This window comes from Lysobacter daejeonensis GH1-9, from assembly GCF_000768355.1.
Lineage (GTDB): Bacteria > Pseudomonadota > Gammaproteobacteria > Xanthomonadales > Xanthomonadaceae > Aerolutibacter > Aerolutibacter daejeonensis.
This window is the reverse complement of record NZ_AVPU01000003.1, coordinates 22,835-35,159: the sequence shown is the minus strand read 5'-3', so window position 1 is coordinate 35,159 and position 12,325 is coordinate 22,835. Positions and strand designations below refer to the sequence as shown.

Annotated in this window: 12 protein-coding genes; 6 read left to right on the top strand and 6 right to left on the bottom strand. The window is 66.5% G+C overall.

All coding sequences use genetic code 11. The annotated features are described in order from the left end of the window. Window positions 1-19 precede the first annotated feature (19 nt). The 5 genes from N800_RS02415 to N800_RS02400 all read right to left on the bottom strand — a co-directional run bounded on the left by N800_RS02415 (window position 20) and on the right by N800_RS02400 (window position 3,609). Complete coding sequence (locus tag N800_RS02415) at window positions 20-802, bottom strand: isocitrate lyase/PEP mutase family protein (protein ID WP_036134411.1); 783 nt, start codon at window positions 800-802, stop codon at window positions 20-22. Between the two features lie 8 nt (window positions 803-810). After that, window positions 811-966: a hypothetical protein gene (locus tag N800_RS16040; protein WP_198032448.1), complete on the bottom strand. Its 156-nt coding sequence runs from the start codon at window positions 964-966 to the stop codon at window positions 811-813. A 113-nt stretch (window positions 967-1,079) separates the two neighbouring features. Beyond that, the gene (locus N800_RS02410; RefSeq protein WP_036134409.1) at window positions 1,080-1,910 is read right to left on the bottom strand and encodes a helix-turn-helix transcriptional regulator; all 831 of its coding nucleotides are present in this window, start codon (window positions 1,908-1,910) and stop codon (window positions 1,080-1,082) included. A 142-nt stretch (window positions 1,911-2,052) separates the two neighbouring features. Next, window positions 2,053-2,610 carry a DUF3228 family protein gene (locus N800_RS02405; RefSeq protein ID WP_036134406.1) on the bottom strand — a complete coding sequence of 186 codons (558 nt, stop codon included), beginning with the start codon at window positions 2,608-2,610 and terminating at the stop codon, window positions 2,053-2,055. Window positions 2,611-2,682: 72 nt separating this feature from the next. Continuing rightward, complete coding sequence (locus tag N800_RS02400; RefSeq protein ID WP_036134404.1) at window positions 2,683-3,609, bottom strand: LysR family transcriptional regulator; 927 nt, start codon at window positions 3,607-3,609, stop codon at window positions 2,683-2,685. A gap of 104 nt (window positions 3,610-3,713) precedes the next feature. On the opposite strand from N800_RS02400, the gene N800_RS02395 reads away from it, so the two are divergent. After that, window positions 3,714-4,463 (top strand): SDR family oxidoreductase, encoded by a 750-nt coding sequence (locus tag N800_RS02395; RefSeq protein WP_036134402.1) that lies wholly within the window; start codon window positions 3,714-3,716, stop codon window positions 4,461-4,463. 106 nt (window positions 4,464-4,569) lie between these two features. Next, the gene (locus N800_RS02390; RefSeq protein ID WP_036134400.1) at window positions 4,570-5,499 is read left to right on the top strand and encodes an alpha/beta fold hydrolase; all 930 of its coding nucleotides are present in this window, start codon (window positions 4,570-4,572) and stop codon (window positions 5,497-5,499) included. 87 nt (window positions 5,500-5,586) lie between these two features. On the opposite strand, the gene N800_RS02385 is transcribed toward N800_RS02390, so the two are convergent. Continuing rightward, on the bottom strand, window positions 5,587-6,609 hold the full coding sequence (locus N800_RS02385) for a LysR family transcriptional regulator (RefSeq protein ID WP_036134398.1): 1,023 nt from the start codon (window positions 6,607-6,609) through the stop codon (window positions 5,587-5,589). A gap of 126 nt (window positions 6,610-6,735) precedes the next feature. On the opposite strand from N800_RS02385, the gene N800_RS02380 reads away from it, so the two are divergent. The 4 genes from N800_RS02380 (at window position 6,736) to N800_RS02365 (ending at window position 12,295) form a co-directional block, all read left to right on the top strand. After that, window positions 6,736-6,981: a hypothetical protein gene (locus tag N800_RS02380; RefSeq protein WP_036134396.1), complete on the top strand. Its 246-nt coding sequence runs from the start codon at window positions 6,736-6,738 to the stop codon at window positions 6,979-6,981. After that, window positions 6,978-7,817, top strand: a complete 840-nt coding sequence (locus N800_RS02375) for an SDR family oxidoreductase (protein WP_198032447.1) — start codon at window positions 6,978-6,980, stop codon at window positions 7,815-7,817. The genes N800_RS02380 and N800_RS02375 overlap by 4 nt, the downstream gene beginning before the upstream one ends. 37 nt (window positions 7,818-7,854) lie before the next feature. Continuing rightward, window positions 7,855-9,003 carry an efflux RND transporter periplasmic adaptor subunit gene (locus tag N800_RS02370; protein ID WP_084087104.1) on the top strand — a complete coding sequence of 383 codons (1,149 nt, stop codon included), beginning with the start codon at window positions 7,855-7,857 and terminating at the stop codon, window positions 9,001-9,003. A gap of 127 nt (window positions 9,004-9,130) precedes the next feature. After that, window positions 9,131-12,295: an efflux RND transporter permease subunit gene (locus N800_RS02365; RefSeq protein ID WP_036134394.1), complete on the top strand. Its 3,165-nt coding sequence runs from the start codon at window positions 9,131-9,133 to the stop codon at window positions 12,293-12,295. Window positions 12,296-12,325: the final 30 nt, after the last annotated feature.

The following is a 12,325-nucleotide window of genomic DNA, read 5'->3' as shown; positions in this document are numbered from 1 at the left end:
TGCGCGGGTGTGGATCAGGTCACCCCATCGCCGCCCGCGCAGCCTCGGTCAGCCACTGCATCGCGCCCCGGTATGGGCCAGGCCCATGGCTGATGCGCGCGATGCCGAGTTCCGCGAGCCGCTGGCGATCGGGCACGCCCGGCATGACCATGATGTTGACCGGCAGCGGCGATTCCGCTGCGAGACGCGCTATCAGCGACTCAGCCACCACCCCCGGCACGAACAGGCCGCTGGCGCCCGCATCGGCATAGGCGCGGGCTCGCTGCAGCGCTGCGTCAACCATCGCCATGTCATGCGCGGCGGCCGGCTTCTGGAAGAACACATCAGTGCGCGCGTTGATGTAAAGAGCGATGCCGGCGGCGTCCGCCGCCTTGCGTGCGGCGACGAGGCGCGCCACCTGGTCGGCGGTATCGCGCAGCGTGCCATCGGCGGGGAAGCTGTCCTCGAGGTTGCAGCCGGCCGCACCGGCGTCCAGCGCCGCCACGACGGTGGCGGCGACCGCTCCCGGCGCATCGCCATAACCGCTTTCCAGGTCCACCGTCACCGGCAGCGGGACGGCGGCGACGATGCGGCGCAAGTTGTCCATCGCCAGTGCCCGCGGCAGGTGTTCGCCGTCATCGAAGCCATTGGCGGCTGCCACCGACCAACTGCCGGTGGCGATTGCTTGCGCACCGGCGTCGGCCACCGCGCGGGCACTGCCCGGGTCCCACGCGTTGAAAAGCACCAAGGGGTCGCCGGGCACGTGCAGGGCCTGGAAACGGCGGGTGGCGGCGTGCTGCGTGGAGGCGTTCCGCACGGTCATTCCCCCACTCAGCCCTGCTGCGCCGAGGTGGCAGAGGCGTAAGCTTCCCTCAGCTTGACCGCGCACTCCTCGCAGCAGACTTCCACGGTTTGTCCGCCAACGCGGACCTGGATGGCGTTCTCGTCCAACGGATAGTCGCAGGCGGCACAGGTCTTCTCGCTCATGGTCGTGCTCTGGTCAGGCCCGGGATTGGGCAGGCACAGTAGAACGCGGCTGGCGGCGACGGCGCTGTCGAAAACTTTAGCGAGCCGCCCCCAAGGCAGCGACGCGATCCCAGCTAACGGTGCAGTGCCGCCTGCCGGAACTCGCTGGGAGTCCGCCCGTAGGCCTGCTGGAATGCCGCGGTGAAATGACTGTGACTGGAGAAGCCCAGGTGCAGACTGAGTTCGGTGATGTCGTCGTACTGGCCGAGCAGGTCCAGCGCGCGCGCCAATCGCAGCCGCAGCTGGTAGCGGTACAGCGGCACGCCCTCCACATCGCGGAAGCTCTGGGTGAGGTACACCGCCGACACGCCTACCTCGGCGGCGACCTCGGCCAGGGTCCAGCGCCGCGCCAGATCGCGCGCCAGCACCAGCTTGGCGCGGTCGACCAGTCGCTGTCGACCGTGGCTGGCACCCGCCTCATGCGTGGCGCGCGGCGCGAGCGCACGGTGCACCAACGTCAGCGCCAGGCTTTCGCCTTCCAACGGCTCGGCGACACCCTCGCGCAGCGCGTGGCGCAGCATCGCCACCAGCACCTGCGCACGCGGATCGATGCGCAGGCGCGGCAGACGGAAGCGCAGCGGGCTGCCCTCATACAGGAGCGTCGCGGGCGCGATCTCGCGCAACAGCTGCTCGTCCACGGTCAGCGCCAGGCTGGCGTCCCCGCCGGGGTTCGGATGGCTGACCTGGTAGTCCTCGCCGGCGCTAAAGAACAGTACCTGGCTGGCATCGGCCACCGCCTCGCCGGTGTCGGCGTGGCGCACGTAACTGCCGCGGTACGGGAAGACCAACTGCGTACGTCCGGCCTGCTCGACCGGGCCCTTGTGGCGACAGGTACCGGCGCACACGACATCGCGGACCTCGATCAGCGGCGTGGCGAGCAGCGTTTGTACGGTGAAGTCCGACATGGGCAGATCGGCGCAACACGGGGAGGAAGGCGCAGCGTTACCGACCCGGCACGGCATTGCAATCCACCGGAGGGTCCAGTTCCTCGATGAGGTTCAAGCCCGGTCACGAGCGAGAACGGCGAATGAGGCGCGACCGTCCGGCTCAACCCCGCCAATTGGCATGCGCCCGCCAGAACTCCACGCTGCGCGCATACGCCTCGCGGTCCAGCGGCACGCCGGAGCCGCCCTCCTCCACGCCCAGCGCGTTGCGCATCATGGTGACCGGTGCCATCGGCGTCTCTTCCGGATCGGCGGTGTACATGCAGCCGACCACCCCCCAGTCCGCGTCGATCACTGAGCCCTCCCTGGCGAGCTGCTCGCGGCTGTAGAGGATGACGATGAGGTAGGCCGCCACCGGCGGCTCCAGGCCCTCGAACCAGCGCACCAGCACCGGCAGCTCCTCCTTGGTGCGCGCCTCGTAGTCCGAGCGTAGCAGGTGCCGGTTGCCACCCGTGATGGGCACCGCCAGGCAGCGCGTGGACGTCCAGTTGCGGTGAACGTGCAGCTTGCAGAACGGCGCGTAGCCGTCCAGCACCTTCAGCGGCGGCACCTCGTTGAGGTGCCGCTCGAACTGCTCGGGGGTGATGTCCTGGATGGTGTTCCGGCGCGGTTCGCGGGGGAAAAGGCGCGGGCGGGCGAAGTCGGTGAGGAGGATGGTCATGGGGCGTAGCTTAGATCCTTTGCGCTCGTGCACCCGCTACGGTAAAGCCGGCGGGCGCGATCCCGGGATCGACTACCAGGTCGTTGCGATGATGTCGATGCCCTTGACTAGGCGCGATGCCAGACGCTTGTTCTGCAATTGCGCCAGCCACCACTCCAATGCGCGGCCCTGATGATCGCCGCGCCAAGCTACATACAGGAGATTGGGCTCGCGCGGATCTGCCATTTTCTTCTCTACAAGATCACCACGCTTGAGCAGACCGGCAATGCGATCGCGCGGCAACCAGCCCACCCCCAGCCCTTCGCACTGGGCCAGGATCTTGGCGTACATGCTGGGCACCGCCAGCAATGGCTGCCCACCAAGCACGCCGTAACCACGAACATCCACTCTTCTCGACGTATCGGCCACCACTACGGCGCGGTGCTGGAGGACCGCAGACCCCTCCACCGGTTCGCTGGCCTTGGCCAGTGGATGGCGTGGCGACACCGCAAACACCCAGTCCATGACGCCTAGCTCGAACCAGCGCAGGCCGGGAATGATGGGCGGCTCGTTGGTTGCGCCCACTACCAGGTCCGCGCGGCCATCACGCAATGCATCCCAGGTTCCGGTGAGGACTTCATGGGTAATACGCAGCGTGACGCCAGACTTCAGCGCGTCGAATGCGCGAATGACAGGCAACAAGGTTTCGAATTCGAGGATTTCGTCCGTGACGATCCAGAGGCGATCCTCCCAGCCTCCCGCCACCTGTTTGACCCGCTGCGTCAATCGCGACACGTCCAACATCAGGCGGGCGGCTTCCTGCGCCAGCAGGTGGCCGGCTGGGGTGAGTTGCAGACGGTAGCGGCGGCGGTCGAATAACAGCGCATCGAAACGCGCCTCGAGCTGACGCGCCGCATGCGAAACCGTGGAAGGTGCCTTCCCCAATCTGGCGGCAGCTCGAGACAGGCTGCCGCTTTCCCGGATGGCTTCCAGCAGGGCCAATTCGTCTGCCGACAACATGTTCGACACCTTCGAACGAGTTCATCGTGATTGTGGCACGGAAACCCGGAAACGAGGCGCCAGTATGCGGTCACAGCACTTGGCTGGCATCGAAGGACATCACCATGAACCGTTTCACAAACAAGACCATTCTCGTCACCGGCGGCAGTAGCGGCATTGGCCTGGCCACCGCCAAGGCGTTCATCGCAGAAGGCGCGCGCGTGGTCATTACGGGCCGCGACGCCACGACACTCGAACAGGTCAAGGCTGACCTGGGGCCCCACGCCATCGCGCTGGTAAACGACGCCGGCAACACGGCGGATGCCAAATCGCTCGCCGCGGCCCTGGCGGCGAGCGACCTGCGCCTCGACGCCTTGTTCGTCAATGCCGGCGCCGCGAAGTTTGCCGCCTTCCCGGACGTGGACGAGGCCCTGTGGGACCAGATATTCAACACCAACATCAAGGGCCCGTACTTCCAGGTCCAGGCTCTGTTGCCGCTGCTCAACCCGGGTGCGTCGATCGTCATCAACGGTTCGATCAATGCACGCATCGGCATGCCCAACACCTCCGTGTATGCCGCCAGCAAAGCCGCCGTCATTTCGTTGGCCAGGACACTGTCAGCCGAGCTGCTGCCACGCGGCGTTCGCGTCAATGTGCTCAGTCCGGGACCGGTGTCGACCCCGATCTACGGAAAGCTCGGCCTGGATGCCGCCACACTCGAAGCCACGGCTGCGCAGATCCAGAACCAGATTCCGCTGGGCCGCTTCGGCACGCCGGAGGAGATCGCGGCGACGGTGCTGCATCTTTCGTCACCCGAATCCGCCTACATCATCGGCACGGAGATCATCGCCGACGGCGGCATGAGCCAACTCTAGGCGCAAAACAGACTCTCGCCACATTTCGCCCCGGCCGATGGGTACTTGCTTCCGCGTTGCAGTCTAGTACCCGTTGGTACGGCGCCCCCACCTCAAGGATATCGTCATGAACACCTTGCTACGTCCCCTTCAACGTGCTGCCACGGCACTGTTGATGATCCTGGCCATGCAGTCGACTGCCCAGGCAGCCGGCAACGACGCCATCAGCAGTCACTCCGCAACCGTCAACGGCGTCACCCTGCACTACCTCCAGGCCGGCAAAGGCGGTGAATCGCCGATCGTGCTGCTGCATGGCTATGCCGAAACCAGCCACATGTGGCGCCCCCTGATGCTTCAACTGGCCGATCGCCATGTAGTGATAGCGCCCGACCTCCGCGGTGCGGGCTCGTCCTCCAAGCCGGAGGGGGGCTATGACAAGAAGACTTTGGCCCAGGACATCCACGCGCTGGTGAAGTCCCTCAGCTATCCCAAGGTCAAGATCGTGGGCCATGACATCGGCCTGATGGTCGCCTATGCCTACGCGGCCCAGTACCCGGACGAAGTCGAGAGCATCGTGCTGATGGACGCCTTCCTACCCGGGGTCGGCGACTGGACCAAGGTCTGGCTGTTGCGCGACCTGTGGCATTTTCACTTCTACGGCGAAACGCCACTGAAGCTGGTTGATGGCCGCGAACGTACCTACTTCGAGCACTTCTGGAACGACTTTGCGGCCGACCGCACCCACTCCATTTCCGAAGCAGACCGCCAGTTCTACGCAGCCGAGTATGCAAAGCCCGGTGGCATGCGGGCTGGCTTCGAGTACTTCAAGAATTTCGAGCAGGACGCCAAGGACTTTGCGGGTTTCGCCCAGACCAAGCTACAGATGCCCATGCTGGTGCTGTCAGGTGAAAAGGCAGGCGGCCAGTTCCTGATCGACCAAGGTCGGCTCGTGGCTACCAACGTTGAAGGCGTGATCATCAAGGGCTCCGGGCACTGGCTGATGGAAGAAGCACCGGACCAGACGATTCCCGCACTCGTTAAGTTCCTCGACAAGTAATCCTGTAACCGGCTTCGCGCCCGTCCGTTGCTGATGCGGCAGACAGGCGCAAGGCTCGCAGCCAACAATCGAAAGCTCAAGCGCGCCTCAGTCGCCCGCCGCCGCTTCCAGGATGCGCCTCCCGACCTCCTCGTCGCTGCCCTGGCTTGCAACCATCGCATCCACGCCGGAGCCGTCGCGTTTCGAGTAAGGGCAATGCGCTGACATGTAGTCGATGTCGAGGTTCAACCGCTCCAGCAGGAAGTCGACGAATGCGCGCACCTTCGGCGAGCGCGCATGCCCGCGCGGGAACACCGCGTTCAGTTCGTACTCTCCGCCGGCCCAGCCCGCCAGCACGCGCTTGACGAAGCCCTGCTCCACGTACGGCTTGACCATCACGTCGGCGGCGATGGCCACGCCCTCGCCGCACATCAACGCGCCCTTCAGCGCAGCGGGATCGTTGGCCACCAGCACCGGGTGGATCGTGAAATTGCGCCTGCCGCTGCCGTCGTCCAACGACCATTGGAAGCCGTTGCCCTGGCGATTCTTCTGCATGGCGAGGGTGCGGTGGTATTGCAACTCGTCGGGATGCAGCGGCTCACCGTAACGCGCGATGTAGGCGCTGCCCGCATACACCTGCGTGTTGAGCGTGCCCAGCTTGCGCGCCACCAGCGAGGAATCGGGCAACGCGCCGATGCGCAGGGCGACGTCGATCTCGCTGCCGATCAGGTCCAGCGGCTCATTCGACAGCAGCATTTCCACGCGCACCTCGGGATGGCGCATGTGGAACTCACCCAGCAGCGGCGCGATCTTGTCGATGCCGATCGAATACGGCGCGGTGAAGCGCAGCCAACCGCGCGGCCCGGCCTGCAACTGGCTCACCGCGCTCTCGGCTTCATTGAGATCGCGCGCGATCCGCTGTGAGTGTTCGAAATACACGTTGCCGGCTTCGGTCAGGCCAAGCTTGCGCGTCGTGCGGTTCAGCAGTTGCGCGCCCAGCCGCGTTTCCAGTTCCTGTACCTTGCGGCTGACCGTGGTCTTGGGCAGGCGCAGGGACTTCGCCGCGCTGATGAAACTGCCGTGCTCCACCACCTTGACGAAGATCAGGGTGTCGTTGAGATCGTGGGACATGCGTGGCTCCGGGGAGGGATGGGCGATTGGCCCACCTGATGGACAATTATTCCCCTAATTCGGGACTAATCAAGTCCGGTATACAGGCCTAAGGTAGGCGCCGTTACCACTGCCGGATTCGCCGCCATGCGCTCCTCGCCCCGCCGCCTGCTGTCCTATGCCAGCTTCGTAGCGCTGTTGGCCTTGGATGCGATCGCTCTGACCGCCATCCTTATCGTTCAAGTACTTGGCGCTCCCATGCCGATCGCCTGGGCCGCCGCCGCGGTAGTCGTCGCCATGGTCTTCCCTGCCCTGTTGCGCTGGGCCGACAAGATATTCGCGAAGGGCGGCAATGACGGCACCATCCCACGGGCGGGAGAATCTTTCCTGTGAGCGGGACAGTCGAAATCGGGACAATCGTACCGACCATTCTGGTGCTGGGCGCGGGTGGCAATGTCGGCCGCGGCGTGGTGCAGGCAGCGATTGAAGCCGGTTGGTCGGTATTGGCGGTCGATCAGGACACCGCCGCGCTCAAGGCATTGCAGCTGCGGCATGAGGGCGCGGCCTTGGCCACCCTCCCGGCGTCGATCACCAGCGATGCCGATGCCGCGCAACTGGCCGCCCTGGTGCGTGCACATGCGCGTGCAGGCATTGCCGCGGTGGTCGCCAGCATTGGCGGTCGCCACGACTGTGCGCGCCTGCTGGATCAACCGGCAGACATGCTCCGCGACACGCTGGACCAGGACCTGATGCCACAGTTGTTCGCGGCGCGGCACCTGCTGCCGCTGCTGCCGCGCGACGGCAGCAGCGGCTACGTGCTGATCGGTGGACCCGGCGGTGACTATCCGTGGGCGGGCTACGGTCATTGCTCGATAGCCGCCGCAGCATTGCGCATGATGGTGCGGGTCCTGCATGACGAAGCTGCCGGCCAGGGCGTACGCGTGCAATTGCTGGCGCTCGATGCGCCCGTGCACACCGAGTCGAACACCGCGCGGGCCGGCAGCGCCTGGCCCAAGGCGCTCGCCGTGGGCCAGCGCGCGCTTGCCATGCTGGATGCGGGCCGCACACGCACCCCGCCGGTCATCGACTTCCGCACTGACCATCCAAAGGCCGCGGCCACCCAAAACGATGCCCCTGCGCGCGACCTCCGTGACGCGCGTGCCCTGCTCGCCTCGATCCGCTCCCTCCCCCCTCTCCTGCCCGGACGCCTTCCCCATGAAACCCCTTGAAACGATCGCGCCGCAGCGCCGGCGCCCCCCCTTCGCAATGCCCCTGCTCGGCATCCTGGCCGCGGCGGTACTCGCGGCCTGCGGCAGCGAAGCCGCACCGTCGGCAGCGATGCCCGCCCCGCAAGTGAGCGTCGCCACCGTGCTGTCCGAACCCGTGCAGCGCTGGGACGAATTCACCGGCCGGGTATCGGCGGTGGATTCGGTCGAACTGCGCCCGCGCGTCAGCGGCTACGTGCAGCGCGTGGCTTTCGTCGAAGGCGAGGATGTGCGCAAGGGCGAACTGTTGTACGTGATCGATCCCCGCCCCTACCGCGCCGCGCTGGACCAGGCGCAGGCACAACTGGAACGCGCTCGCAGCGAGGCCAGTCTTGCGGCCGCACAGAACGCGCGCGCCCGGACCCTGATCGAAGCCAAGGCCATCTCGCGCGAGGACTTCGAATCCCGCACCGCCGCCAGCCGCCAGGGCAACGCCGCAGTGCGCGCCGCCGAAGCCGCCGTCGCCGCGGCCCGGCTCGACCTGCAGTTCACCGAAGTACGTTCGCCGATCGACGGCCGTGCCGGGCGCGTGCTGGTCACCGCAGGCAACCTCGCGCAGGCGGACGCCACCTTGCTGACCACCGTGGTCTCGCAGGATCCGGTGTACGTGGATTTTGAAGCCGACGAACGCGCCTGGTTGCGATACGGCCAGCAGTCCAGCGATGGTGCGCAAGCCGTCGCGCACAATCCGGTGCAGGTCGGGCTGGTCAGCGAGGACGGCTATCCGCACGCAGGCACGGTGGCCTCGGTCGACAACCAGGTGGATCCGGGTACCGGCACGATCCGCGCGCGGGCACGCATCCCCAATCCTGACCGCGTGCTGATGCCGGGCCTGTTCGCGCGCGTGCGCCTGGCCGGTACCGGCACCGCGCAGGCGCTGCTGGTGGACGACAAGGCGGTGCTTACCGACCAGGACCGCAAGTACCTCTACGTGCTCGGCGCGGACAACACCGCGCAACGGCGCGACGTGTCACTGGGCCCGGTGGTCAACGGCTTGCGTGTGATCGACTCCGGCCTCAAGCCCGGCGACAAGGTGATCGTGAACGGACTGCAGAAGGTGTTCATGCCCGGCATGCCGGTGGCACCGAAGGTGGTAGCGATGCGAGCGGCCACCCGCACCGGAGCAGAGGCCGCCGTCGCCCAGCGCTGATTTTTTTCTCCTCCCCGCCGGTCGCGGCCTGCCCTGCCCCTCCCCCATACGGGCAGGTCGCGGACCGGATTCTGATTCGCCGCGCCACGCGCGGCACGCCCGCGGCTTGTCCGCAGGAAGGATGGCCATGGACTTCTCCAAATTCTTCATCGACCGACCGATCTTCGCGGCGGTGCTGTCGATCGTGATCTTCGCCGCGGGGCTGATCACCATCCCGCTGCTTCCGGTCGGCGAATACCCCGACGTCGTCCCGCCTTCGGTGGTGGTGCGCACCGTGTATCCCGGCGCCAACCCCAAGGTGATCGCGGAAACCGTGGCGACGCCGCTGGAGGAAGCGATCAACGGCGTCGAAGGCATGATGTATTACAAGTCGGTCGCAGGCTCCGACGGCGTACTGCAGACCACCGTGACGTTCCGCCCGGGCACCGACCCGGACGAAGCCACGGTCAAGGTGCAGAACCGCGTCTCGCAGGCCCTCGCACGCCTGCCCGAGGACGTGCGCCGGCAAGGCGTCACCACCCAGAAGCAGTCGCCGGTGTTCCTGATGGTGGTGCACCTGACCTCGAAGGACGGCCGCTACGACTCGCTGTACCTGCGCAATTACATGCGCCTGCACGTCAAGGATTCGCTGGCGAAGATCCCGGGCGTGGGCGACGCGCAGTTGTTCGGCGGCGGTGACTACGCGATGCGGCTGTGGCTCGACCCGGACAAGGTCGCCTCGCGCGGGCTGACCGCCGGCGATGTGCTGCGCGCTGTGCGCGAACAGAACGTGCAGGTCTCGGCAGGGCAGATCGGCGCGGAGCCAATGCCGGGCAAGAGCGACTTCCTGCTGCCAATCAATGCGCGCGGCCGCCTGGAGACCGCCAAGGAGTTCGGCGACATCGTGCTCAAGAGCGGCACCGACGGCGAAGTGGTGCGACTGGCCGACGTGGCACGCATCGAGCTTGCAGCCGGCGACTACACGTTGCGTGCGCGCCTGGACGGCAAGAACGCGGCGGCGATCGGCATCTTCCAGGCGCCGGGCGCGAACGCACTGCAGATCCGCGATGCGGTGGTGGCGAAGATGGACGAACTGCGCCCGACCCTGCCGCCGGGCGTGGAGATCCAGTCGATCTACGACACCACCATCTTCGTGCGCGACTCGATCAAGTCGGTGGTGACCACGCTGTTCGAGGCGATCCTGCTGGTCGTGCTGGTGGTGATCCTGTTCCTGCAGACCTGGCGCGCCTCGATCATCCCGCTGCTGGCGGTTCCCGTGTCGGTGGTGGGCACCTTCGCGGTGCTGTACCTGCTGGGCTACTCGATCAACACCCTGACCCTGTTCGGACTGGTGCTGGCCATCGGCATCGTGGTCGACGACGCCATCGTGGTGGTGGAGAACGTCGAGCGCCACATCGAGCATGGCGCGACGCCGCTGCAGGCGGCGCACCTGGCCATGCGCGAAGTTTCCGGGCCGATCATCGCGATCGCACTGGTGCTGTGCGCGGTGTTCGTGCCGATGGCCTTCCTCAGCGGCGTCACCGGGCAGTTCTACAAGCAGTTCGCGGTGACCATCGCGATCTCCACGGTGATTTCCGCGATCAATTCGCTGACCCTGTCGCCGGCGCTGGCCGCCAAGCTGCTGAAGCCGCGCGATGCGGCGAAGGACGCACCGTCGCGCCTGATCGACCGCCTGTTCGGCTGGGTATTCCGCCCGTTCAACCGCTTCTTCGCCCGCAGCTCGCATGGCTATGAAGGCGCGGTCGGTCGCGCGCTGGGCCGCCGTGGCGCGGTGTTCGTGGTGTACGCCGTACTGCTGGTCGGCGCGGGCCTGATGTTCAAGGCGGTACCGGCCGGATTCATCCCGGAACAGGACAAGCTGTACCTGATCGCCGGCGTGAAGATGCCCGAAGGCGCCTCCATCGAGCGCACCGACGCGGTATTGAAGCAGATGGCCAAGATCGCGAAAGGCGTCGAAGGCGTCCAGAACGAGGTCGCTTTCCCCGGACTGAACCCCCTGCAGTTCACCAACACCCCGAACAACGGCGTGGTGTTCTTCACCCTGAAGCCCTTCAGCGAACGCTCGCGTACGGCCGAGGAAATCACCGCCGAGCTCAACCAGAAGTTCGCCGGCATCCAGGAAGGCTTCACCTTCGCCTTCATGCCGCCGCCGATCCAGGGCCTGGGCAACGGTTCGGGCTGGTCGCTGTTCGTCGAGGACCGCACGCGCCTGGGCTATGGCGAACTGCAGAACGCGGTGCAGGCATTCCAGGGCGCGGCGGCGCAGACGCCGGGCCTCGGCTATCCGATCACCAGCTACCAGGCCAACGTGCCGCAGCTGGATGCGGTGGTGGACCGGACCAAGGCCAAGGCGCAGGGCGTGCCGCTGACCGAGCTGTTCGACACCCTGCAGACCTACCTGGGTTCGGCCTACGTCAACGACTTCAACATGTTCGGCCGTACCTGGCAGGTGGTGGCGCAGGCGGACGCGCCGTTCCGCGACAACGTGTCCGACATTGCCAAGCTGCGCACGCGCAACGCCAATGGCGAGATGGTGCCGATCGGCGCGGTGGTGGATATCCGCCACACCTACGGGCCCGACCCGGTGATCCGCTTCAACGGCTATCCGGCCGCCGACCTGCTGGGCAATGCGGATCCGCGCGTGCTGTCGTCCGGCGAAGCGATGGCCAAGGTCACCGAGCTGGCCGGCAAGGCGCTGCCGCCCGGCATGGGCATCGACTGGAGCGACCTGAGCTACCAGCAGGCGACCCAGGGCAATGCCGCGCAGGTGATCTTCCCGCTCGCGGTGATGCTCGCCTTCCTGGTGCTGGCCGCGCTGTACGAAAGCTGGACGCTGCCGCTGGCGGTGATCCTGATCGTGCCGATGACCCTGCTATCCGCGCTGTTCGGCGTGTGGCTGACCGGTGGCGACAACAACGTGTTCGTTCAGGTCGGACTGGTCGTGCTGATGGGCCTGGCCTGCAAGAACGCGATCCTGATCGTCGAGTTCGCACGCGAACTGGAATTGCAGGGCAAGGGCGTGGTCGACGCCGCGCTGGAAGCCTGCCGTCTGCGCTTGCGCCCGATCGTGATGACCTCGGTCGCATTCATCGCCGGCACCGTGCCGCTGGTGCTGTCGCATGGCGCGGGCGCCGAGGTGCGCTCGGTCACCGGCATCACCGTGTTCGCCGGCATGTTGGGCGTGACCCTGTTCGGCCTGTTCCTCACCCCGGTGTTCTACGTCGCCCTGCGCAAGCTCGCCGGGCGGCCACTGGTCTCTCACGCCGCGGACGCGCCGGCGCTCGAGGCCTGATTCCCTCCCCTCATTCCAAGGACCCTCCCC

Excerpts from the sequence above, each read along its gene's own strand:
- N800_RS02415 (WP_036134411.1), bottom strand. The coding sequence starts at position 802 with ATGACCGTGCGGAACGCCTCCACGCAGCACGCCGCCACCCGCCGTTTC.
- N800_RS16040 (WP_198032448.1), bottom strand. The coding sequence starts at position 966 with ATGAGCGAGAAGACCTGTGCCGCCTGCGACTATCCGTTGGACGAGAAC.
- N800_RS02410 (WP_036134409.1), bottom strand. The coding sequence starts at position 1,910 with ATGTCGGACTTCACCGTACAAACGCTGCTCGCCACGCCGCTGATCGAG.
- N800_RS02405 (WP_036134406.1), bottom strand. The coding sequence starts at position 2,610 with ATGACCATCCTCCTCACCGACTTCGCCCGCCCGCGCCTTTTCCCCCGC.
- N800_RS02400 (WP_036134404.1), bottom strand. The coding sequence starts at position 3,609 with ATGTTGTCGGCAGACGAATTGGCCCTGCTGGAAGCCATCCGGGAAAGC.
- N800_RS02395 (WP_036134402.1), top strand. The coding sequence starts at position 3,714 with ATGAACCGTTTCACAAACAAGACCATTCTCGTCACCGGCGGCAGTAGC.
- N800_RS02390 (WP_036134400.1), top strand. The coding sequence starts at position 4,570 with ATGAACACCTTGCTACGTCCCCTTCAACGTGCTGCCACGGCACTGTTG.
- N800_RS02385 (WP_036134398.1), bottom strand. The coding sequence starts at position 6,609 with ATGTCCCACGATCTCAACGACACCCTGATCTTCGTCAAGGTGGTGGAG.
- N800_RS02380 (WP_036134396.1), top strand. The coding sequence starts at position 6,736 with ATGCGCTCCTCGCCCCGCCGCCTGCTGTCCTATGCCAGCTTCGTAGCG.
- N800_RS02370 (WP_084087104.1), top strand. The coding sequence starts at position 7,855 with ATGCCCCTGCTCGGCATCCTGGCCGCGGCGGTACTCGCGGCCTGCGGC.
- N800_RS02365 (WP_036134394.1), top strand. The coding sequence starts at position 9,131 with ATGGACTTCTCCAAATTCTTCATCGACCGACCGATCTTCGCGGCGGTG.